This is a genomic window from Amycolatopsis tolypomycina (assembly GCF_900105945.1).
GTDB classification, from domain to species: Bacteria; Actinomycetota; Actinomycetes; order Mycobacteriales; family Pseudonocardiaceae; genus Amycolatopsis; species Amycolatopsis tolypomycina.
Genome location: NZ_FNSO01000004.1, coordinates 7,361,689 through 7,382,132, shown reverse-complemented (window position 1 = coordinate 7,382,132; position 20,444 = coordinate 7,361,689). Strand labels below are relative to the sequence as shown.

Sequence of the window (20,444 nt, the reverse complement as noted above, 5' to 3'; positions counted from 1 at the left end):
GGGCGCCATGACCTCCAGCCAACGCACGTCCCTTGGCCGGGGCCACGGTGCCCTCCCGGCCGGCCTGCCGGTCTTCGACGACGAGTCCCCGGCTGTCGCCAACCTCGACCCCGACCTGCTCGACGCCCTCCGCCGGGCCGCGACGGACGCCGCGGCCGACGGCGTCGTGTTCGTCGTCAACGGCGGCTGGCGCTCCTGGGCCTACCAGGAGCAGCTCCGGCGCCAGGCGATCGCGAAGCACGGCTCGGAAGCCGCGGCGGCCCGCTGGGTGACCACCGCGGACAAGTCCGCGCACGTGCGGGGGCAGGCGGTCGACGTCGGCCCGCCCGCGGCCCGGGCGTGGCTGGCCGAGCACGGCGCCCGGTACGGGCTGTGCCAGGTCTACCGCAACGAACCGTGGCACTACGAGCTGCGGCCCGAAGCCGTCGTCCACGGGTGCCCGCCGATGTACGCGGACCCGTCGCAGGATCCGCGTACGCGGTGATCACGCGAAGTCGGCCGCGTGGTCACGGGCCCATTCCGCGAGGGTGCGGGCGGGTCGTCCGGTCAGCTCCTGCACGGCCGGCCGCACCACGTCGGGCGTCTCGACCGTGTCCGACCAGTAGTGCAGCAGCATCGAGACGATGTCGTCGCCGACGCCGTAGGAGCGCATTTCGGCGCGGAACTCGTCCGGCGTGATCTCGGTGAAGTGCAGCTCCCGGCCGATGGCCGCGCCGATCGCGGCGAGCTGCTCGATCCGGGTCAGCGCCTGCGGGCCGGTCATGGGGTAGTGCTTGCCGGCGTGGCCGGGCTCGGTCAGCGCGACGGCGGCGACGGCGGCGATGTCGGCCTCGTGGATGGGCGCCTGCGCGGACGTGGGGTAGGGCCCGCGGACCCCGCCGGTGTAGCGGATCGGCTGGGCCCAGGGCAGCAGGTTGCCGGCGAAGGTGCCGGGTCGCAGGATCGTCCAGGCCGCCCCGCTGTCGCGGACGGCGTCCTCGATGGCGGCGTGGTGCACCTGGCTGGCCGACCCGTGGTCACGCTCGTGCTCGAGGGCGGCGGCGAGCGAGGAGAGCAGTACCAGGTGGCTGGTTTCGGGGACCGCCTTGACGAAGCCGGCCACTTCCGCGGCCGGGAAGACGAACACGCTGTCGACGCCGTCGAACAGGCCCTCCGGCGGCGCCGCGGCCAGGTCGCCGGCGACCAGCTCCACCTCCGCGGGCAGGCCGGCGTTTTCGGGCGAGCGGGTCAGGGCCCGGACCTGGTGACCGCCGGCGAGCAGTTCGCGGACGAGGTGGCGGCCGACGGTGCCGGTGGCGCCGGTGACGAGGACGGTTTTGATGGTCATGAAGCCGAGCTTGCCGGGTATTGCGGCAAGATCCTTGCCTTGATCCGGTGCATTGTGGAGCCATGCCGAATCCGACGTCCCGCCTGCTGGCGCTGCTGACCCTGCTGCAGACCCGCCCGTCGTGGACCGGCGCGGAACTGGTCGAGCGGCTCGAGGTCAGCTCGCGGACCGTGCGCTACGACATCCGGAAGCTGCGTGACCTCGGCTATCCCGTCGAGGCGATTCCCGGCGTGGCCGGCGGCTACCGGCTGCGTGCCGGGACGGCCATGCCGCCGCTGCAGCTCGACGACGACGAGGCCGTGGCCATCGCCATCGCGTTGCGGACGGCCACGGGCAACGCCGAGCTGGGCCAAGCCGCGGGGACTGCTTTGGTGAAGCTCGAACAGGTCCTGCCACGGCGGCTGCGGGGCCGGGTCGCGGCGATGCGTCAGCACACGGAGGCCGCGCGGAGTTCCGGTGGCGTCGACCCCGACCTGCTGGTCTTCCTCGCCGGCGCCTGCCGCGACCACCGCCGGGTCCGGTTCGGCTACCAGGGGAACCGTCGTGAGGTGGAGCCGCACCGCGTCGTCCAGGTGGGGCGGCGGTGGTACCTCGTCGCCTTCGACCCGGCCCGTGCCGGCTGGCGGCAGTTCCGCCTGGACCGGATGACAGTGCAGCGCCCGGAAGGGGCGAGGTTCGTCCCGCGCGAGGCGCCTTCCGCGGCCGACGTGGTGCGGGGGATCGACGCGGTCTTCGCGCGTCATCGGGCTGTTGTTCTCGTCGACGCACCGGCCGCGGAGATCACCGCCAGGGTGCCGCCGGCCGTGCCCGTCGAGTGGGTGGACGAGCGGCGGTGCCGGGTGCACGCGACGGGCGAGTCACCGGGGGCGCTCGCGCTCAACCTGCTGATGCTGGACGCGGACTTCGTGGTGGAGAAGTCCTCGGCCGAGCTCGACGCGGCGTTGGACACCCTCCGGCGGCGGCTGGACGGCGGCCGCTAGGCGGGGGTGCGGTAGCGGTGCAGCAACGTGGTGAAGTGCCGTAGCTTCTCGACCGTGTCTTCGGAGATCGCGTCCGGGTGGAAGTGCATCACGCTGTTGCGGATCTGCCGGATCTCGTTCAGGCGGGCGATGAACGCCGGCCGGTCCAGTGGCCAGCCGAGCCGGTCCCAGACGGCCTTGTTCTCCAGGATCCGCTGGTAGTCGCCGAAGGCCAGGTGGTCGAAGCTGTCGATCGACCGGCCGCACAGGGGCTGGACGGTCGCGAGGTCCAGCGCGCACCGGATGATCCAGCGGAGCGTCTGGTCCAGCTCGCCCAGCTGGAAGAACGGGGTGGCCAGCTCGCCGTAGCGCCGGGCGACGTCCGCCGTCGTGACGATGCCCTTCACGGCCCTGCTTTCGTCGGTGACGAGCACGAACTCCCCCTGCTGCAGGGCGGGGAGGACGTCGAAGAGGTCGCGGTCGTAGGCGACGACCTCGGCGTGGACGATCGCGTCGGCGAGCCCCGCCCCGGGCTTCCGGTGCATGGCCTGGGCGATCGAGCGCCACGTCACGGCTCCGCGGGGGTTGCGCGGCCCGCTGAGCACGGCCAGCTGCGAGAAGTCGTTGAGGAGCATGGTGGTGATCGCTTCTTCGAGCGAGCTGTTGGGCCCGACGGACGCCAGGCCTTCGAGCGACTTCAGGTTGCCCACCGTCAGGCGGACGTCCAGGTCGCCGCCGCCCTCGTCGTCTTCGGTGGCCGGCAGGACCTCGGTGGCCGCCGGTTCCTCGGGCTCTTCCGGTGGTGTCGTCAGGGTGACGACGGTGTCGAGCGTGACCGCGCGGAAGCCGGGGGACGTCACCAGCCCGTGGTTGGCCAGGCCCGCTTCGATCCGCCCGACCTGGTCGCCGCGGTCGGTCACGCCCCACAGCTTCAGGAGCTCGCGGACCGTGATGCGCTCGGGATCGCCCTCGTCGGCGCGGGCGCGTGCCTGGCGCAGGCGCTCGTGGACGCGCTGGTCCCCGACCTGGCGTCCGGCGGTCGAGACCGCCCGGTCCAGGAACTCCTGGCGCACCGAATCCAGCAGGCGCTGCTGATCCACCACGACCCAGGCCCGCCACCCGTCGACCGCGCGCATCCCGGCGGCCACCATCGCCGCGCGGGAGGGCGACCGGAACTCCTCGCCGTCGGGTTCCAGCCGGATCCGGCCCGCGGTGGTGACGGTCGCGTCGAAGGTGTCGCCGATGCGCTTGCGCTCGAACCGGAGCTTCGTCCCGGCTTCGAGCAGGCCGGCTTCCAGCAGGTCCGACACCATGACGCGGCGGCCGTCGATCAGGTACATCGACCGGCCGTCGCCGGTCACCACTTCCGCAGCCCGGCGAACTTGCGCCGGGCCCCGATGGCCTGCTTGAGCACCCGCCGCTCGAGTTCCTTCCGGCTCAGGCGGTCCACCCGGGTGAGCTGCAGCTCGGCGGCGACGGCGAGCAGGCTCTCCCGGTCGAGGTGCTGGGCGTCCAGGTAGGCCGCGCCTTCCGCTTCGGTTTCGGTGCTCCGCAGCTGCGCGGCGATGGCGGCCGCGTCGACGCCAGGTCTCGCGACGGCCGCCGGGGGCGGGCTCGCGACCGGCCGCACGGGAGCGGGAGCGGCTGGAGCGGGAGTCGGCGGTGCCTCGGCGCCGTTCCCGGTGAGCAGGGCGACGAGCTCGGCCTTCCGCAGCTTGCCGTATCCGCGCACCCCGCGGTCCGCGGCCAGCGCCTTCAGTTCCTTCACCGTCAGTTTCGACAGGTCATCCGGAAGCCCGGTCACGGCCAGCCGGGCCGTCCCGCCGAGGATCGCGTCCAGCGTGGCTTCGTCCTGTTCCGCGAGGAACTCGTACACCCGCGCCTGCAACGCGGCCAGCTTCTTCAGGTCGGTCACCGGCGATCACCGGACAACGCCAGTGCGCCGAGGACCTCGTCGGCGAGCTCGTCGAACTCCCGCACGACTTCGTCGCGGCGGGTGGCGCGCAGCATGGCGGGCACTCCGCTCTCGCCGGCGTCCCCGAAATACGTGGTGTTGTTGCGGATGTAGCTCTTCAGCACCGGAACCTGGGAGTTCGCCTGCACTTCGTCGACGTAGCGCTGCTGTGCGGCCGTCAGCCGCTGGGCGTAGACCTGCACCATGGTGAACACCACGCCGAGGAACCCCGGATCGATCGGCTCGTGCGCACTGCTGCCGCCCTTGTGCTGGACGAAGTCGTTGAACTGCTGGACGAGGTCGGCGCAGTTGCCGCCCAGGTAGTCCAGCCCCAGGGTGGACAGGTAGTCCGCCTTGGCGGGCACGAGGATGTGCTCGCTCGCGACGATCGCCGTCTTGGTGACGATGCCGAAGTTGGGCGCGCAGTCGATGAGTACCAGGTCGTAGCCGGCGAAGAAGTCGTCCCGCAGCGCGCGGCGCAGGCAGTCGTGCAGGTCCAGGAACTTCCGCTTCGACGTCTCGAGCGTGGTCGCCCCACCGAGCCGGGCGGCGAGCTCCAGGTCGATGTCGATGAGGCCGAGGTGCGACGAGATGAGGTCGACGCACCCACCGGTGCCGTCGAGGGCCTGGTTGACCCGCTCCGGCGTGACGACGAGCCCGGCCAGCGGTGTTTCGCGGCCGGGCACGTCGTCCTCGTACCACTGCTTGATCGTGCGGTGGGTGTCCTTGAGCCGGTGGTGCCAGTCGTCGATCGAGAAGAACGAGAACGTCAGGTTGGTCTGCGGGTCGAGGTCGAGCAGGAGGACCCGCAGCCCGCGGCTCGCCGCCACCGCGCCCAGGTTCGCGGTCAGCGTCGTCTTCCCCACCCCGCCCTTGTAGTTCATGACCGCCACGACCCGCATGCGCACTCCCCGGTGGTCTCGTGCCCGGTGCCGTTCTATTACGCGGGCGGGCGGCGGAGCACGGATCGCCGCCAACTGTCCGGGAACTGTCCACGATCTGGCCAGTACCACCGGCGTGTCAGCGGGGGACCACCGTCATCGGGAGGCTGTCGGGGTACGCGGCGGACGTGAACTTGATGCGGACCGGCCTGCCCGCCACCGGAACCAGCTTCCAGCGGGCGGCCAGCGTGGCCACCGTGATGACGATTTCGTTCTGGGCGAAGCGGTTCCCGATGCACTGCCGGTTGCCCGCGCCGAACGGCACGAACGCGCCCTTCGGCACCGCGTCCACCCGGTCCGGTGCCCAGCGGCCGGGGTCGAAGCGGTCCGGGTCGGCGAACGACTTCGGGTCGTGGTGGAGCGCGTGCGGGCTGACGATCACCTCGGCGCCCGCCGGCAGGCGGACGCCGCCGAGGTCGACTTCGGTGAGGGTGCGGCGCATCAGCATCCACAGCGGGTACTGCCGCAGCACCTCGTCGACCACCTGCCGGACGTAGGTCAGCCGCGGGATGTCCTCGATGGTGACCGGACGGCCGCCCAGCACCTCGTCGACCTCGGCGTGGACGCGCGCCTCGACGTCCGGGCGCCGGCCGAGCTCGTGGAACGTCCAGCCCAGCGCCAGCGCGGTCGTCTCGATGCCGCCGGTGAGCAGGGTGAGCACCTCGTCGCGGGCCTGCTCGTCGGTCATGCCGGCCAGCAGCAACGTCGAAAGCAGGTCGCCGCGGTCGGTGCCTGCGCGCCGCCAGTCGCGGATCACCTCGATCACGATTCCCTGCATCCGGGTGATCGCCTCGTCGAACCGCCGGTTCCCGGGCACCGGCAGCTTCTCGACGAACTTGGGCGACAGCGCGCGAATCATTCCCTGCTGGATGATCACGTAAATCGAGCGGCGGGCTTCGGTGATCGCCGCTTTTCCCAGTTCCGTGGAAAACAGGGCCTCGCCGACGATCGTCACCGCGAGGCTCTGCATGTCTTCGTCGATCTTCCGCACTTCACCGGCTCGCCACGAGTCGCTCAGATCCGTCGCCGCGCGCCGCATGATCTCCGCATAGGCGGCCAGGCGGTCGCGGTGGAACGCCGGCTGCATCAGCCGGCGCTGCCGCAGGTGGAAGTCGCCGTTCGAAAGCACCAAGCCATTTCCGACGAACGGCCGGAACTTGTCGAACATCGCGCCTTTGCGGAACTTCGGACCCTCGTTGACCAGCACTTCGTGCGTCAATCGCGGGCTGGCGACGAAGTAGACGGGCGCCGGGCCGAGGTAGAGCCGGACGATCTCGCCGTGCCGGGGCAATGTGTCGGTGAATGCGAAGCGTTGCCGCAGGAGTGCCGGAGTGTGTCCGAGAAAAGGCCACCGGCCCGGGGCGATCGGGACGCTCATGGTGCTCCTCGTTGCGCCATTGTGTGGATTTCGCAAGGAGACGGCTGACGGTAGGCGCGTCCGGTCGAACGGGACAGTGCCCGATCGGGTGGTGTGGGCTCACGCGGATGGCCCAGTAGCCGAACCGCGGGGAATCGCTAAGCTCTTTCCGATCCTACTGACCGAGGCTTGTTCGGTGCAGCCCGCCGACGGTCGGACGAGTCTTACCGAGAAGGTGTTTTTCGTGACACGATCACCGGAATGGGCACCGCGGGGTGTCGTCGAGGAAGTGGACGCGGTGATCAAGGCCGGGTTTTCTGCGGTTTCCGCCGGATTCGATATCGTCGAACCCCACCGCGAGATCTGATGCGGGTGTCCCCCATGCCGATGACCGAACCCCAGCCGAACCAGCCCGCCACGCCCGACGCGCGCCGCGGGCGGACCGTGCTCGCGCGGAAGTGGGCGTACCTGCTCAGCGGCGTGACAGTCGTGTCGCTCAGCCGCGAGGAACTCGACGCGGAGCTCGGCGAACTCCTGGGCACGCTCTGCGACTCCCTGCACCGCGCCACGCCGGACCTGGCCCCGGCCGAGCGGATCGGCGCGCGGCTGGTCGCACTGGGCTACGTCGGCGAACCGGGGCTGCGGTGCACGCTCGACGTCCTCGGGAAGGGCCTGCCCGCGCTGCCCGAGCTCCAGGCGGTCGACCGCGCCGCCGACCGCGTGGTGGCGGCGCTGGGCGCGCTGTCCTGCGGCTTCCTGCTCGCGCACGAGCGCAGCGTCCTCGACCAGCAGGAGATCATGCACCTGTCGCTGCTCAAAGCGGTGCGGGACGCCCAGTGGAACCTCCGGCAGAGCGAAGCGCGCTTCGAAGAGGTGGTGACGTCGTCGGCGAGCGGCATCGCCGTCGTCGCGCTCGACGGCCGGATCGTGCGGGCCAACGCGGCGCTGGCCGAGATGCTCGGGCACCCGGCGGGCGAGCTGGCCGGCTCGGTGCTCTACGACGTCGTCCACCCCGAGTCCGTCGAGATCCTCCGCGCCGCGATGCTGGCGCTGCTCGACGGCGGCAAGGAGCGGGTCCGGCAGTCGGAGCGCCTCCTGCGCAAGGACGGCGACGTCGTCCGCATCTCGCTCACCGCGTCGCTGCTGCGCGACGCCGAAGACCGGCCGTCCCACTTCGTCGTCGTGATCGAGGACGGCACCGAGCTGATGCTGCTGCAAGGCGAACTGAGCCGCCAGGCGCTGCACGACGTCCTCACCGGGCTGCCGAACCGCCAGTACTTCGGCACCCACCTGGAGACGGCGCTGCGGCGCGCCGACCCGGCGTACGGCGTCACGCTGTTCCACCTCGACCTCGACGCGTTCGGCATGGTCTGCAACAGCCTCGGCCGGCGGGTCGGCGAGCAGCTGCTGGTGCACTTCGCGCAGCGGCTGCGGGCGGTGATGGCCGGGGAGAACGCCATGATCGCGCGGTTCCACAGCGACGAGTTCGGCATCCTGGTCGAGAACACGGCGTCGACGCCCGACATCGACACCATCGTGCGGGCGATCAACGACGAGCTCGCCGAACCGTTCTTCGTCGACGGGCACGGGCTCGCGCTGTCGGCGAGCGCCGGGGTGGTGCACCGGCCGTCGAAGGGCATCGACCCGCTGGAGCTGCTGCGCCAGGCGGACCAGACGCTGCGGCGGGCCAAGGAACGCCGGCGCGGCCAGTGGATGATGTTCGACCGCGAGGCCGACGCCCACGACCGGCGGACGCAGGCGGTGGCCGTGGGCATGGCAGGCGCCTGGGAACACGGCGAGATCGGCGTCCGGTACCGGCCGATGGCCCGGCTGGCGGACGGCGAGGTCGCCGGCGTCGAAGCCCGCCTGCACTGGGACCGCCCGGAAGACACGGCGCTCTCGCACGAGTGCTGCGTGGAGCTCGCCGAGACGACCGGGCTGATGCTGCCGCTCGGCGACTGGCTGCTGCGCGCGGCCGGCCGCCAGGGCGAATGGTGGCGGCAGCGGGCGGGCTTCGGCCTCCCGATGGTGGCCGGCCTGACCGGGCACCAGGTGTCCGACGACGCGCTCGGCACGCGCGTGACGCGGCTGCTGCACGACACCGGCCTGCCGCCCGAGCAGCTGATGCTCGGCGTCCCGGCGCCCGCGCTGCCGGTGTCCGGTGTCATCGAGAACGTCACCGCACTGGCCGACCTCGGCGTCCACGTGATGCTCGACGACTTCGGGCTGGGCCCCGACGACCTGCGGGCGATCGAGGACCTGCCGGTGGACATCGTGCGCGTCGACCGGCGGCTCGCGGAGTGGCAGGCGTGGTCGGACTCGACGTTCCTCGGCGCGCTGGTCCCGCTGGTCCGCCAGGTCGGCGCCACCCTCGTCGTCGACGGCATCCACACCGAAGACCAGGCGAACTGGTGGCGGACGGCCGGCGCGGACCTGGCGACGGGGGATTACTTCGGCGTCGCCAGGCCGCCGGCCGAGCTCGCCGGTCAGTTCGCCGGCACCTGAGCCGCGGCATCGGGAACGCGGCGCCGCTCGCGCCACAGCCTGCCGCCGGTCAGTGCCAGTGCGGCGGGCAGCAGGACGCCGCGGACCACCGTGGCGTCGAGCAGGACGGCGAAGGCCATGCCGAGGCCGAGCATCTTGTACTCGATCGCGGCGAGGCTGAGGAAGACGCTGAAGACGCCGGTCATGATCAGCGCGGCGCTCGTCACCACGCCGGAGCTGCTCGCGGTGCCCTCGACGATCGCCTGCCGGGGCGGGGCACCCGCCCGCCACCGTTCGCGGATCCGGCTGAGGATGAACACGTGGTAGTCGGTGCTCAGGCCGAACAACAGCACGATGAGGAACATCGGCAGCCAGCCGAGCACCCCGCCGTAGGGCGTGAAACCCAGCAGGGGCGCGAGAAAGCCGTCCTGGAACACCAGCGTGAGCACGCCGTAGGCCGCGCCGGCCGAGAGCAGGTTGAGCAGGATCGACACCAGCGGCACGGCGACCGACCGGAACACCACGAGCAGCAGCACGAACGCGAGCAGCAGGATGAACCCGAAGGTGTAAGGCGCCCGGGCGATCGCCTGCGCGGTGAAGTCGTGCGCCTCGGCGGTCCGGCCCGCCACCGCGTAGCCGACCCCGTCGATCCGCCCGACCGTCCGCGGCAGCAGGGTTTCGCGCAACGCCGTGAGCGTGCGGCCGGCCGCTTCGTCGTTGCCGGTGCCGCCGAGCGGGACCCGGACGACGAGTGCCTCGTCCACCGGGACTACGACGGCCGGCCGCGGCACTTCCGCGGTGAGCTCGTCGATCGCGCGGCGCAGCGCGGGTGAGTCGACCGGGCCGCCGCGGGTGTTCCAGAGGACGACGTGCGCGGGCATCGTGACGCCGGGAAACGCTTCCTGCACGCGGACGGCCGCGTCGATCACCGGGATGCTGCGCGGCAGGCTCTCGGCCGGTGCCGGGTCCTGCAGCCGCATGCCCAGCGCGGGCACCGTGAGCAGCACCAGCAGCGCGGTGGCGAGCCCGGTCCAGAGCGCGGGCCGCCGGGTGACGACGGTCGCCACGCCGGCCCAGAACGCCGACCGGGTCCGGCGGCGGCCGAGCCACGGGATCCGGCCGCGGTCGACGCGCGCGCCGAGCAGCGAGAGCGTCGCCGGCAGCACCGTCACCGCGGCCAGGACGGCCAGGCCGACGACGAGGACCGTGCCCGCGGTCAGGCCCTGGAGGTTGTCGAGGCCGGTGAACAGCAGGCCGGTGACGCACAGCACCACGGTCAGGCCCGACACGACGATCACGTGCCCCGACGTCCGCGCGGCGATCCGGATCGACTCGTCGACGCCGTGGGCGCGTTCCTCCCGGACCCGGCGCAGGAAGAACAGCGAGTAGTCGACGCCGACCGCCATGCCGATCAGCAGCGTGATCGCGGAAGTCGCGCTGTTGACCGGAATCCAGTTGTCCACAAGGGACAGCAGGCCGAACGTCGCGGCCACCGCGGTGCCCGCGAGCAGCACCGGCACCGCGGCCGCGACCAGCGAGCCGAACACCACCAGCAGGATCAGCACGGTGATCGGGAGCGAGCGGGCTTCGGAGCGCCCGATGTCCTCCTTGATGCTCTTGTCGACCGCGCCGGACACGCTGAGGTCGCCGGCCTGGGCGAGCCGGACGGCCGGGTGGCGGGCGGCGACCGCGTCGACCGCCGCGGTGGCCGTCGCCAGGTTGGCCCGGATTCCGGTGCCACTGCCGGTGATCCGGAAGGTGACCAGTTCCGACCGCCCGTCGGCGGAGACCGCGGAGCGGACGTCGGCCGCCGCGCCCGACGACGTCAACGTGGTCGCGAGGTCGGCCGTGGCCGCCGGGGAGCGGGGCTGGACGAGGACGTTTTCCCAGAACGGTTCGCGGGTGTGCTGGCGGTCGAGGACGGCTTGGCCGGTGCCGGCGTCGCCGGCCGGGCTCGAGCGCGCGTCGGTGCCGGGGACGAACGTGCCGAGGGCCCAGGCGAGCGCGACGAGCGCCAGCCAGCCGAGGATCGCGGCGGCGCGGTGCCGCAGCGACCAGTTCGTCACGCGTTCGACCACCGGCCCCCGCCGGTGAGCCGGGGTGCCAGAAGGCAGCATGAACTAAGGTCCTTCCGTGAAGGAGTGATCCGATGAGAGCTCGCCCTCGGGCGAGTGGGTGCTTCTTCCTCCTGGGTCGCCGAGTTGCCGCTCGGCGACCCAGGGCCTCAACTCAGTCGACCTCCTTGAGCACGCGTTCGATGGACCGCAGCCGGTCCTGGACGTCCCGCAGTTGTCGCTCGGTCTCTTCCTGCGTCCGGACGGCTTTCTCGGCCAGCGAGCGGTATTCGTGCTCCCGCGCCAGCTTCGCCTTGGCGCGCCAGGTCGCGGCCAGCTGCACGATCGCGATCGAGAGCACGACGGTGATCAGGACGAAGATCCCGACCACGCCGAGGATCTCCTGCCACTGGTGCCAGTTCATTTCCGTCCCTCCCCGTCCCCCTGGACGGAATCCGGTGTGGTGAGCGTCGGCGCGGCGGCCGCGATCGCCTCCGGCGTCAGCACGACGGCGAACGGCGTGACCTCGTAGAACCGCATGGTCTTGCCGTCCGCGCCGACCTCGGAGCTGGCGGTGACCAGGCCCGCGGCTTCGAGCTTGCGCAGGTGGACCTGCAGCAGCGCGCGGCTGATCCGCAGCTCGCGCGCCAGCTTGCTGACGTAGGTGCGTTCGGCGGACAGGGCCGCGACGATCCGCAGCCGGTGCGGGTTGCCGAGGGCGCCCAGCTGCCGCAGGAGCTCGTCGCCGGTCGTCCACATGCAAACAAAAGTTAGCAGGTGGTGGACGAGGACGCCATCAGGGTGATCCCCGAGATCACATCGGGTGGTCCATCCACACGTTCGGTTCGACGTAGGTCGCCGTGTCGTGGGCGACCGAGGCGTGCACCGGGGCGATGCCGCCCGGGATGACGTTCTCGCCCTCCTGGAGCTTCACTCCCGTCCAGTCGTGCCAGTCCGCCAGTGAACCCGACAGCGTCACCGCGAACGGGCACACCTTCACCACGCGGGCGCCCAGGCGCTCGTGGGTGCGCAGCCAGCGGTCGGCCAGGAGGCCGTCCGCGCGGCGGCGGGCCGCGTACTCCGGCATCGGGACCGTCGGCTCGGCCTCCTTGCCGATCGGGCGGACCGAGACGATCAGCTTCCGCAGGCCCGTTTCCGCCGCCCGCGCCTTCAGCGCCTTCAGCATCGGGGCCGACAGGCCGGTGCCGCGCAGGTGCGGGGCGATCACGACTTCCAGCGCGCACAACGCGTTCGGCGCGCGACCGTCCATGACGTCCTGGGCGGCCCACTCGATCGCCTGGTCCCAGCCGTGGTCCGGCAGCTCGGTGCGGTCCGGGGCCGGGTACGCCAGCGGGACCGACAACGCCCGCGCCATCGGCGTGCCGTCGTCGTCCAGCGCGATCAGGAAGTAACGCGCCCAGTGGCGCAGGAACCGCTCGCCGGTGATCATCCGGCCGCTCGCGCCCTGGTAGATGAACTGGCCGCCGACGTCGCCGAGGGCCAGTGCGGCGTCGAGGAGGTCGGGGCGGCCGGCAAGATCGACAACGCGCATGCGCCCATACAAGCGGACGCGATCACCGCCGCGATAGCGGCAACCGGGCGACTCAGCGCAGGGCTTTGCGACGCCGGGTCAGCGCGGCCGGGTCGAGGTTGGCCCGGGTGCCGGCGTCGTGGCCGTCGAGGTAGCCGCTGCCGGACAGCCGCCGCGGCGAGGCGGCGCGCAGGTCGCCGTATTCGGCGTCGAACGCGTGCTGCACCAGTTGCGCGCGGTCGCGGACCACCAGCTCCGCCGAGCGCTCGCCCGGCACTGCCGTGCGGACGGCTTCCTGCTCCGCGCGCGAAAGCCGTTCGTGGACCGCGCGCGCGAAGCCGTGCAGCCAGGTGCGCCGGTACGCGGCCAGTGATTCGCCGGGGAAGAAGCCGTCGGGGCGGACGCGGGTCAGCTGCGTGCTCGCCTGCAGCAGCAGGCTGGTGAACAGCAGTTCCACCCGGCCGAGGTCGGAGCGGAAGCCGAACACGGTGACGCTCTCGACCTTCTGGCCGAGGCGGTGCAGCAGGGTCCGGCAGCGCAGCGGGTACGCGACCGACGTCAGCAGGCTCGCCTTGTCGCGGCTGTACGGGTCGTCCATCGGGATCGTCAGCGTGCCGATCTCGTCGTCACGCGCTCCCGACGCGGCCAGCATCGCCTGGTCGATCCCGTACCGCGCGACGAGTTCGGCGGCCTTCTGGTTGTACGCCTCGGCTTCCGCCTCGGTGACCGCCGGGTCTTCGGCCTTCGCCAGCAGCTTGCGGATGCGCTCGAGCTGCGGGTCTGACTCGGTCATGCCGAGAGGGTATTCGATCAGGTGTTCGGGCGCGTGGACCGGGTCGGCGTGTCGAGGTACGCGTCGAGCGTGACGGCCAGCGCCGCTTCCGGCGAGGGCGCGAAGCTCGCCCCGGCGAGGCCGCCCCACAGCCACAGCTGGGCGAGGCCGTGCAGGGCGGCCCACAGCGACGCCGCGACCAGCCGCGGGTCGGCGTGGCCGACGCCGGCCGCCGCCACCAGGGCCGCGAACTCGTCGAACACCGCGCTCGACGCCGCTTTCAGCGCCGGCTCGTCCGGGTCGATCAGGTCGCGGCGGAACATCAGCTCGAACATCGCCGGGTTCTGCAGCGCGAAGTCGACGTAGCTGTGGCACGCCGCGGTCAGGCGTTCCCGCGGGCCGGCCTCCGGCAGGCGCGTGCGGCGCTCCAGCAGCTCCGTGAAGCCCCGGGTGGCCACGGCCGAGAGGAGCTCGGCGCGGCCGGCGAAGTGCCGCAGCGGTGCGCCGTGCGAAACCCCGGCGGCCTTGGCGATCCCGCGCAGGGTGACCGCGCCGACGCCGTCGGCGGCGAGCAGTTCCGACGCCGTGGCGATCAGGCGTTGCCGGGTGCCCATGCCTCGTCCGGCGTCATCGGGAGCAGGTCGGGGCGCTTGGGGTGGAAGCCGTCGCCGGGCTGGCGGCCGACCAGCCGGTTGCGCGTGCGCGTCACGGCGACCGGCAGCACCTCCCGGACGAGCCACCGCAGGTCGGCGCGCCGGCTGCCGGGCGCCGCGGTGCCCGGCAGCGGGGCGAGCCAGGCGGGATCGTGGTCGAGGCCGAGCAGGCCGAGGACGTAGGCGGCGAGCCGGCGGTGCCCGTGCGCGGACAGGTGGAGCCGGTCGGCGCCGAAGTAGCGCGAATCCGTGACGGCCTGGTCCGGCCACAGGTCGACGAGCCGGGCTCCGTAGCTGACGGCCGCCTCCCGGATGGCCTCGTTGAGCGCGACGATCCGCGGCCGCATCCGGCTGCCCAGCGGCATCCGCCGGGAGACGTCGCTGAGCGTGAAGGTGACGACCACGGGCGAGATCTCCGTGCACGCGCGGATGGCGGCGTCGACCCGGCGGGCGACCGTGCGCGCGTCCCAGCCGCGGCTCATGACGTCGTTGCCGCCGCCGAAGAGGGCGATCAGGTCGGGTTCGAGCCGGGCCGCGGCCGGCACCTGCTCGGGCACGATCTGGTCGAGCCGGCGCCCGCGGACGGCGAGGTTGGCGTAGCGGAAGCCGGGATTGTCCTCGGCCAGGCGCGCGGCGACGAAGTCGGCCCAGCCGCGGTAGTGGCGCTGGTCCGGGTACGGGTCGTCGAGTCCTTCGGCGCAGCTGTCGCCGAGGACGACGAAACGGTGGTGGCTCATCCCGATCTCCGTAACCCGTGGTTCACCTTGTAGACACTGTCTATCAAACTGACGTAGACGCTGTCTACTTGCGGTTCACCCGAGCCAGGACCGCAGCTTCTCCGGGTTCCGTATCGCCCAGATGCGGGCGATCCGGCCGTCTGCGACGTCGAAGGACCAGACGGCCGCGAGTTCGTCCCCCCGTCGCAGCAGCAGCCCGGGCTCGCCGTTGACCGTGCTCTCCACGAGCGTCAGCACGCCGGTGGCCGCCAGGTCGGCGGCGTACCGGGCGACGAGTTCGCCGCCTTCGACCGGCAGGAGTGCGGCGCGGACCACGCCGCCGCCGTCGGCGGTCAGCGTCGCGGCCGGGTCGAGGAGGCCGACCAGCGCGTCGATGTCGCCCGCTTCCCAAGCCTGCTTGAAGTCACGGACCAGGTCCGCGTTCCGGGCCGCCGGGGCGGCCGGCCGGGCGTCCCGGACCCGGCGGCGAGCCGACGACGCCAGCTCGCGGCACGCCGCCGGCGTGCGGCCGGTGATCTCGGCGACCTCGGCGAACGCGTACCCGAAGACGTCGTGCAGCACGAGCGCCACGCGCTGGGCCGGCGTCATCGCTTCGAGCGTGACGAGGAAGGCCATGGTGACCGACTCGTCGAGGGTGATCCGGTCGGCCACCGAGTCGTGCTGGTCGGGCAGCGGCTCGGGCAGCCACTCGCCCACGTACCGCTCCCGCCGGACCCGCGCCGAGCCCAGCACGTCCAGGCAGATGCGCCCGGCGACCGTCGTCAGCCAGGCGCCGGGCGAGGAAACCGCCTCCTGCTGCTCCCGCGTCAGTGCGTACCAGCGGGCGTAGGTCTCCTGGACGGCGTCCTCGGCCTCGGCCAGCGAGCCGAGCAGCCGGTAGGCGAGGTTGATCAGGTGCCGTCGCTCGGCGACGACCGGTTCCGATGGCGTGCTCATGACTCCTCCGACGACGCAGCCTGCCGGAACGTCAGGGCCTGACGTTTCCGCGGGCCGCTTCGTCGTACCACTCGAACCGACCGAACAGGGGAGAAACGATGACCAAGATCGGAATCGTGCTGGCGAGCACCCGCCCGGGCCGCGTGGGGGACCAGGTGGCCCGCTGGGTCCACGAGCGCGCCACCGGCCGGGGCGACGCCGAGTTCGCCGTGCTCGACCTGCGCGACCACCCGCTGCCGCACCTCGAAGAGCCACCGGGCTTTTCGGGGCGGTACCAGGACGAACGCACCCGGGCCTTCGCCGCCGTCGTCGCGGCGTGCGACGGGTTCGTCTTCGTCACGCCGGAGTACAACCACTCCGTTCCCGGCGTGCTCAAGAACGCCCTGGACCACGTGTACGTCGAGTGGAACACCAAGGCGGCCGGGTTCGTCTCCTACGGCGGGGTCGGCGGCGCCCGGTCGGTCGAGCAGCTGCGGCTGGTCTGCGGGGCCCTGCAGCTGGCCGACGTGATGCCGCAGGTCACGCTGCCGCTGGCGACGGAGTTCGAGAACCGCACGGTCTTCACCCCTGGCGACCACCAGCTCGCCGCCCTGGACACCACGCTCGACCACGTCGTCGCCTGGAGCACCGCGCTGGCGCCGCTGCGGGCCGGGGACGCGGAAGCCGCGGTCCGCGGCCGGCTCGACGAAATCATCGAAGCGTTGCGGGCCAAGGACCTCGACGCGCTGCGGCGGGTCTACGCACCCGACGTCGTGTCCTTCGACGTCGAACCGCCGCTGCAGCACGTCGGGGTCGACGCGAAGCTGAAGAACTGGGCGAAGGTGTTCACCATCTTCGAAAAGGTGGACTACGAGCTGCGCGACCTGACCGTCGCGGTGGGCGCCGGCCTGGCCGTCGGGCACGGCTTCGGCCGGGTCAGCGGCACGCTGCCGACCGGGGAGGCGGTCACCGGCATGTGGGTCCGGGCCACGTTCGTCTTCCGGCCGGTCGGCGGCGAGTGGGTGATCGTCCACGACCAGGCGTCCGTGCCGTTCGACATGGCGACCGGGCGGGGCGTGGCCGACCTCGAGCCGTGACGCACGCCGCTCACCGGATCCCCCGCCGCCGGTGGGCGACGACCAGTGCCGCCACGCTCAGGCACGCCGTCAGCACCAGGTAGTACCCCGGCGAGACCGGCGAGCCCGTCATCGCGATCAGGGCCGCCGCGATCGTCGGGGTGAAGCCGCCGAAGATCCCCACCGTCGCGTTGTAGCCGAACGACAGTCCCGTCGCGCGCGTGTGTGCCGGGAACGCGTCGGCCATCACCGACGGGAGGGCGCCGAAGTACGCCGCCTTCAGCAGGCCCAGGACCGTCATCGCGATCGTGAGCGTCAGGAACGACGGCGCCTTCGTGACCCAGAGGTACAGCGGGACCGCGCTCACCCCGATCAGCACCGCGGACCCGGTCATCAGGCGGATCCGGCCGTGGCGGTCGGCGAACCAGCCGGCCACCGGGGTACCCAGCGTCAGGACCGCGCCGGTGATCACCAGCGCCACGAACGAAAGCGAGTCGTCGAGGCCGAGCGTCTTGATCGCGAACGCCGGCAGGGACTGCAGGATGAAGTTCAGCGACGTCGACACCACCAGCGCGCCACCGGCGATGAGCAACCCGCCCCAGTGGTTGCGGAACAGTTCCTTGATCGGCGCCTTCTCCGCCGGAGTGACGGGCGACTCGTCGACGTGCCGGCGGATGTAGTACCCGACCGGCCCGACGAGCAGGCCGAAGACGAACGGGACCCGCCAGCCCCACGACGTCATCGCGGCGTTCGACAGCACCGCGGTCAGCCCGGCCGCGAAGCCCGCCGAGAGCAGCGTGGAGAAACCCTGGCTGGCGAACTGGAAACTGCCGAGGAAGCCCTTGCGCCGGTCGTCCTGCTCGATCAGGAACGACGTCGCCGCACCGAACTCGCCGCCCGCGGCGAAGCCCTGGAGCAGCCGTGCCACGATCACGCCGAGCGGGGCGAGCACCCCGATCGTCGCGTAGCCGGGCATGATCGCGAGCAGCAGCGTGCCGAGCACCATCAATCGGATCGTCAGCACGAGTGCTTTCTTGCGACCGTGCCGGTCGGCGTACGCGCCGAGGACGAGCCCGCCGAGCGGGCGGATCAGGAACGTGATCCCGAAGACCGCGTACGCCTGGACCAGCTGGATCGCCGCGTTGCCGCCCGGGAAGAACGTCTTGCCGATGTAGGCGGCCATCAGCGCGTACGCGGCGAGGTCGAACCACTCGAGCGCGTTGCCGATGGTCGCCGCGGCGATCGCGCGCCGGTTCGTGACGCGTGGCCGGGTCCGCGTCTCGGTCATCGGCGCTCCCCGAGCGCGTGGAACAGCGCCGTGGCGAGCACGAGGCCTTCGCGGGCGACGGGCGCGAGCAGGTGCTCGTCCGGGGCGTGCTGCCGGCAGCCGGGGTAGGAGTGCGGCAGCCACAGCGTCGCGAGCCCGAGGACGTCGGTGAAGACGTGGTTGGGCAGGCCGCCGCCGAAGTTCGGCAGGATCGCGACCGGCTTCTCGGCGACCTCGTCCACAGTGGACTTGGCCCAGCTCACCCACGGGTCGTCGACCGGCGTGCGGCTGGCCCGGAAGTTGCCGTCGACGGTCACCGAAACCATCGGGAACCCCTGCTCGGCCAGCCGTTTCGTGACAGCGTCCGCGATCCCGCCGACGTCGGTGCCCACGACGTACCGCAGCTGCAGCACCGCGCGGGCCCGGCCGGGGATCGCGTTGACCGGGCGGTCGACGTCGCCCGCGCCGAGGGAAAGGACTTCGAGGGTGTTCCAGCCGTAGAGCCGTTCGGCCGGGGTCAGCCGCGGGTCGCCCCAGCCCTCGTCCGGCACCGGGTCGCCCGGGGTGTTCGCGACGACGACGCCTTCGAGTGCCGCGCGGACGCCGTCCGGCAGCGACGGCGGCAGCAGCTCGGGCACCTGGATGCGGCCGTGGCCGTCGACCAGGCTCGCGACGGCCGCGGCGAGCGTCGTCGCCGGGTTGCGCAGGATCCCGCCCCAGTTCCCGGAGTGGTGGGAGCCCGGGCGCAGGTCGACGTCGAGCGCGATCCGGACGCTGCCCCGCGCGCCGAGGAACAGCGTCGGGGTCGCGGCGTCGAGGCGCGGGCCGTCGGAGGCGATCAGGACGTCGGCGCGCAGCAGGTCCCGGTGCGCTCCGGCGAACTCCGTCAGCCCCGGCGAGCCGATCTCCTCGCCGGTTTCGAACAGGAACTTCAGGTTGAAGCCGAGCGCTCCCTTGTCCGCCAGCAGCAGGCGCAACGCCGTGAGGTTGACCAGGTGCTGGCCCTTGTTGTCGGCGGTGCCGCGGCCGTACCAGCGTTCGCCGTCGGCGGTCAGGGTCCAGGGATCCCGCCCTTCGCTCCACGTTCCGGCCTCGCCAACGACGTCGGCGTGGCCGTAGCAGAGCAGCGTCGGCAGCGCGGGCGACTCCGTGCGGGTGCCGACCAGGAACGGACCACCCGCCGGGTCCGGGTTGGGGTGGGTCTCCACGGCGCAGCCGAGCGCCTCGAGCATCGGTGTCAGCACGTCGTCGAGGTATGCCTTGATGGCAATGCGGTCCTCGGGAGCGTCGCTCACCGTCGGGTAGGCCACGAGGGTGGCGAGTTCGGCGAAGAAGGCACCGGAGTCGACGTGGGCCTGTGCTTTCGCGAGCAGTTCGGCAGGGATCACGGGGCCTCCCGGGTCGTGTTCGGGAAAGCGTAAGGCGCTGTCAGGCGAGTGACCATTGCCGTTTCGGCTGTTGTGCGTTCTCATGAAGGCAAATCGGGAGGATCGATGCGCCTGCTGCCCACCGGGCTGACCTACTTCCTCGAGGTGGCCCGCACCGGCTCGGTGTCCGAGGCTGCCGTCGCGCTGACGGTCGCGCCGTCGGCGATCAGCCGCCAGATCGCCAAGCTCGAAACCGCGATCGGCGTGCCGCTGTTCGTCCGGCACCCGCGCGGGATGATCCCGACCGACGCCGGCAACCGGCTGCTCGACCACGTCCGCCGCAGCGAGGCGGAGTCGGCGGCGCTGCTCGACGAGCTGCGCACCGGGCGCGGGCTGCAGACCCGCTCGATCACGGTGGCGTGCTCGGAGGGGTTCGCCCGCCGGGTGGTGCCGCGCGCGATCGCGCGGTTCCGGCGCGACCACCCGGAAGTCGTGTTCCACGTCGACGTCGTCCGGCGCGACGAGGCGACCCGGCGGGTGCTCGACGGCGAGGCGGATGTCGCCGTCACCTACACGACCGGTCCGCAGCACGGCGTGCGGGTGGAAAGCGCCGTGGTGGTGCCGGTGTACGCGATCGTGCCGGTCGGGCACGAGCTGGCCGGCCGGGCGCGGGTGAGCCTGGCCGAGCTGTGCGCGTACCCGGTCGCGTTGCCGACCACCGGCCAGAGCCTGCGCGAGCTGTTCGACATCGCCGTCCGGATCGAAAACCTCGCCGTCCGGCGGGTGCTGGAGTGCGACGAGCTCGCGCCGCTCTACGAGTTCGTCCGCGCGGGCGGCGGGGTCGCGCTGGTCGGCGGGCTCGGCGACGTCCACCGGGACGCCGAGGCGGAAGGCGTCGCCTACGTCCACCTCGGCAACCGCGCGTTCCGGCAGCGGGAAGCGCAGGTCCAGACGATGGCGGGCCGGACGCTCTCGCTCTCGGTGACCCGCTTCACCGCGATCCTGGTTTCCCTGGTCCGGCCCGCCGAACCGGAAAGTTGAACGAACGAT

21 protein-coding genes are annotated in these 20,444 nt (G+C 72.1%); 6 read left to right on the top strand and 15 right to left on the bottom strand.

The features are described from left to right. The first annotated feature begins 7 nt into the window (after positions 1-7). The gene (locus tag BLW76_RS43595) at positions 8-484 is read left to right on the top strand and encodes a M15 family metallopeptidase (protein WP_091318171.1); all 477 of its coding nucleotides are present in this window, start codon (positions 8-10) and stop codon (positions 482-484) included. Here the strand turns inward: BLW76_RS43595 and BLW76_RS43590 are convergent, their stop codons facing one another. Beyond that, positions 485-1,327 carry an NAD(P)H-binding protein gene (locus tag BLW76_RS43590; protein WP_091318169.1) on the bottom strand — a complete coding sequence of 281 codons (843 nt, stop codon included), beginning with the start codon at positions 1,325-1,327 and terminating at the stop codon, positions 485-487. 62 nt (positions 1,328-1,389) lie between these two features. Between BLW76_RS43590 and BLW76_RS43585 the strand changes: the two genes are divergently transcribed. Further along, positions 1,390-2,307, top strand: a complete 918-nt coding sequence (locus BLW76_RS43585; protein WP_091318168.1) for a helix-turn-helix transcriptional regulator — start codon at positions 1,390-1,392, stop codon at positions 2,305-2,307. Here the strand turns inward: BLW76_RS43585 and BLW76_RS43580 are convergent. The 4 genes from BLW76_RS43580 to BLW76_RS43565 form a co-directional block, all read right to left on the bottom strand. Next, on the bottom strand, positions 2,304-3,650 hold the full coding sequence (locus BLW76_RS43580) for a restriction system modified-DNA reader domain-containing protein (protein WP_244170597.1): 1,347 nt from the start codon (positions 3,648-3,650) through the stop codon (positions 2,304-2,306). The genes BLW76_RS43585 and BLW76_RS43580 overlap by 4 nt on opposite strands. Further along, a complete protein-coding gene (locus tag BLW76_RS43575) occupies positions 3,644-4,201 on the bottom strand; it encodes a Rho termination factor N-terminal domain-containing protein (RefSeq protein ID WP_091318164.1) in 558 nt (185 codons plus the stop codon). Before BLW76_RS43575 ends, BLW76_RS43580 begins: the two co-directional genes overlap by 7 nt. Continuing rightward, the gene (locus BLW76_RS43570) at positions 4,198-5,142 is read right to left on the bottom strand and encodes a ParA family protein (protein ID WP_091318163.1); all 945 of its coding nucleotides are present in this window, start codon (positions 5,140-5,142) and stop codon (positions 4,198-4,200) included. Before BLW76_RS43570 ends, BLW76_RS43575 begins: the two co-directional genes overlap by 4 nt. A 118-nt stretch (positions 5,143-5,260) precedes the next feature. Then, on the bottom strand, positions 5,261-6,559 hold the full coding sequence (locus tag BLW76_RS43565) for a cytochrome P450 (RefSeq protein ID WP_091318161.1): 1,299 nt from the start codon (positions 6,557-6,559) through the stop codon (positions 5,261-5,263). Positions 6,560-6,734: 175 nt separating this feature from the next. On the opposite strand from BLW76_RS43565, the gene BLW76_RS49080 reads away from it, so the two are divergent. Together BLW76_RS49080 and BLW76_RS43555 are read left to right on the top strand one after the other, a co-directional pair. Then, positions 6,735-6,905, top strand: coding sequence for a hypothetical protein (locus BLW76_RS49080; protein ID WP_167384925.1), 171 nt, complete (start codon positions 6,735-6,737; stop codon positions 6,903-6,905). Positions 6,906-6,919: 14 nt separating this feature from the next. Beyond that, the gene (locus tag BLW76_RS43555) at positions 6,920-9,043 is read left to right on the top strand and encodes a putative bifunctional diguanylate cyclase/phosphodiesterase (protein ID WP_167384924.1); all 2,124 of its coding nucleotides are present in this window, start codon (positions 6,920-6,922) and stop codon (positions 9,041-9,043) included. On the opposite strand, the gene BLW76_RS43550 is transcribed toward BLW76_RS43555, so the two are convergent. The 8 genes from BLW76_RS43550 to sigJ form a co-directional block, all read right to left on the bottom strand. Beyond that, a complete protein-coding gene (locus BLW76_RS43550) occupies positions 9,025-11,139 on the bottom strand; it encodes an MMPL family transporter (RefSeq protein ID WP_208613497.1) in 2,115 nt (704 codons plus the stop codon). The genes BLW76_RS43555 and BLW76_RS43550 overlap by 19 nt on opposite strands. A 112-nt stretch (positions 11,140-11,251) precedes the next feature. Next, positions 11,252-11,500: a hypothetical protein gene (locus BLW76_RS43545; protein ID WP_091318156.1), complete on the bottom strand. Its 249-nt coding sequence runs from the start codon at positions 11,498-11,500 to the stop codon at positions 11,252-11,254. Then, on the bottom strand, positions 11,497-11,835 hold the full coding sequence (locus BLW76_RS43540; protein WP_091318155.1) for an ArsR/SmtB family transcription factor: 339 nt from the start codon (positions 11,833-11,835) through the stop codon (positions 11,497-11,499). Before BLW76_RS43540 ends, BLW76_RS43545 begins: the two co-directional genes overlap by 4 nt. Positions 11,836-11,890: 55 nt before the next feature. Continuing rightward, complete coding sequence (locus tag BLW76_RS43535) at positions 11,891-12,628, bottom strand: Long-chain-fatty-acid--CoA ligase (RefSeq protein ID WP_091318153.1); 738 nt, start codon at positions 12,626-12,628, stop codon at positions 11,891-11,893. A gap of 52 nt (positions 12,629-12,680) precedes the next feature. Beyond that, on the bottom strand, positions 12,681-13,400 hold the full coding sequence (locus tag BLW76_RS43530; RefSeq protein WP_091318151.1) for a DUF2786 domain-containing protein: 720 nt from the start codon (positions 13,398-13,400) through the stop codon (positions 12,681-12,683). Between the two features lie 17 nt (positions 13,401-13,417). Next, positions 13,418-13,993 (bottom strand): TetR/AcrR family transcriptional regulator, encoded by a 576-nt coding sequence (locus tag BLW76_RS43525; RefSeq protein WP_091318150.1) that lies wholly within the window; start codon positions 13,991-13,993, stop codon positions 13,418-13,420. Continuing rightward, positions 13,972-14,769, bottom strand: coding sequence for an SGNH/GDSL hydrolase family protein (locus BLW76_RS43520; RefSeq protein ID WP_091318148.1), 798 nt, complete (start codon positions 14,767-14,769; stop codon positions 13,972-13,974). The genes BLW76_RS43525 and BLW76_RS43520 overlap by 22 nt, the downstream gene beginning before the upstream one ends. Before the next feature lie 75 nt (positions 14,770-14,844). Continuing rightward, positions 14,845-15,705, bottom strand: a complete 861-nt coding sequence (sigJ, locus tag BLW76_RS43515) for an RNA polymerase sigma factor SigJ (protein WP_091318147.1) — start codon at positions 15,703-15,705, stop codon at positions 14,845-14,847. Positions 15,706-15,803: 98 nt separating this feature from the next. On the opposite strand from sigJ, the gene BLW76_RS43510 reads away from it, so the two are divergent. Continuing rightward, positions 15,804-16,781 (top strand): NAD(P)H-dependent oxidoreductase, encoded by a 978-nt coding sequence (locus BLW76_RS43510; protein ID WP_091318145.1) that lies wholly within the window; start codon positions 15,804-15,806, stop codon positions 16,779-16,781. A 10-nt stretch (positions 16,782-16,791) separates the two neighbouring features. Here the strand turns inward: BLW76_RS43510 and BLW76_RS43505 are convergent, their stop codons facing one another. Together BLW76_RS43505 and BLW76_RS43500 are read right to left on the bottom strand one after the other, a co-directional pair. Next, a complete protein-coding gene (locus BLW76_RS43505; RefSeq protein WP_091318143.1) occupies positions 16,792-18,048 on the bottom strand; it encodes an MFS transporter in 1,257 nt (418 codons plus the stop codon). After that, positions 18,045-19,415, bottom strand: coding sequence for a M20 family metallopeptidase (locus tag BLW76_RS43500; RefSeq protein WP_244170596.1), 1,371 nt, complete (start codon positions 19,413-19,415; stop codon positions 18,045-18,047). The genes BLW76_RS43505 and BLW76_RS43500 overlap by 4 nt, the downstream gene beginning before the upstream one ends. 105 nt (positions 19,416-19,520) lie before the next feature. Here BLW76_RS43500 and BLW76_RS43495 point away from each other — a divergent pair, with 105 nt between their 5' ends. Further along, the gene (locus BLW76_RS43495) at positions 19,521-20,435 is read left to right on the top strand and encodes a LysR family transcriptional regulator (protein ID WP_091318140.1); all 915 of its coding nucleotides are present in this window, start codon (positions 19,521-19,523) and stop codon (positions 20,433-20,435) included. Positions 20,436-20,444: the final 9 nt, after the last annotated feature.

Coding starts and splice junctions, on each gene's coding strand:
- BLW76_RS43555 (WP_167384924.1), top strand. CDS start 6,920: ATGCCGATGACCGAACCCCAGCCGAACCAGCCCGCCACGCCCGACGCG.
- sigJ (WP_091318147.1), bottom strand. CDS start 15,705: ATGAGCACGCCATCGGAACCGGTCGTCGCCGAGCGACGGCACCTGATC.
- BLW76_RS43540 (WP_091318155.1), bottom strand. CDS start 11,835: ATGTGGACGACCGGCGACGAGCTCCTGCGGCAGCTGGGCGCCCTCGGC.
- BLW76_RS43510 (WP_091318145.1), top strand. CDS start 15,804: ATGACCAAGATCGGAATCGTGCTGGCGAGCACCCGCCCGGGCCGCGTG.
- BLW76_RS43495 (WP_091318140.1), top strand. CDS start 19,521: ATGCGCCTGCTGCCCACCGGGCTGACCTACTTCCTCGAGGTGGCCCGC.
- BLW76_RS43585 (WP_091318168.1), top strand. CDS start 1,390: ATGCCGAATCCGACGTCCCGCCTGCTGGCGCTGCTGACCCTGCTGCAG.
- BLW76_RS43505 (WP_091318143.1), bottom strand. CDS start 18,048: ATGACCGAGACGCGGACCCGGCCACGCGTCACGAACCGGCGCGCGATC.
- BLW76_RS43570 (WP_091318163.1), bottom strand. CDS start 5,142: ATGCGGGTCGTGGCGGTCATGAACTACAAGGGCGGGGTGGGGAAGACG.
- BLW76_RS43545 (WP_091318156.1), bottom strand. CDS start 11,500: ATGAACTGGCACCAGTGGCAGGAGATCCTCGGCGTGGTCGGGATCTTC.
- BLW76_RS43530 (WP_091318151.1), bottom strand. CDS start 13,400: ATGACCGAGTCAGACCCGCAGCTCGAGCGCATCCGCAAGCTGCTGGCG.
- BLW76_RS43590 (WP_091318169.1), bottom strand. CDS start 1,327: ATGACCATCAAAACCGTCCTCGTCACCGGCGCCACCGGCACCGTCGGC.
- BLW76_RS43595 (WP_091318171.1), top strand. CDS start 8: ATGACCTCCAGCCAACGCACGTCCCTTGGCCGGGGCCACGGTGCCCTC.
- BLW76_RS43565 (WP_091318161.1), bottom strand. CDS start 6,559: ATGAGCGTCCCGATCGCCCCGGGCCGGTGGCCTTTTCTCGGACACACT.
- BLW76_RS43550 (WP_208613497.1), bottom strand. CDS start 11,139: ATGCTGCCTTCTGGCACCCCGGCTCACCGGCGGGGGCCGGTGGTCGAA.
- BLW76_RS43535 (WP_091318153.1), bottom strand. CDS start 12,628: ATGCGCGTTGTCGATCTTGCCGGCCGCCCCGACCTCCTCGACGCCGCA.
- BLW76_RS43520 (WP_091318148.1), bottom strand. CDS start 14,769: ATGAGCCACCACCGTTTCGTCGTCCTCGGCGACAGCTGCGCCGAAGGA.
- BLW76_RS43525 (WP_091318150.1), bottom strand. CDS start 13,993: ATGGGCACCCGGCAACGCCTGATCGCCACGGCGTCGGAACTGCTCGCC.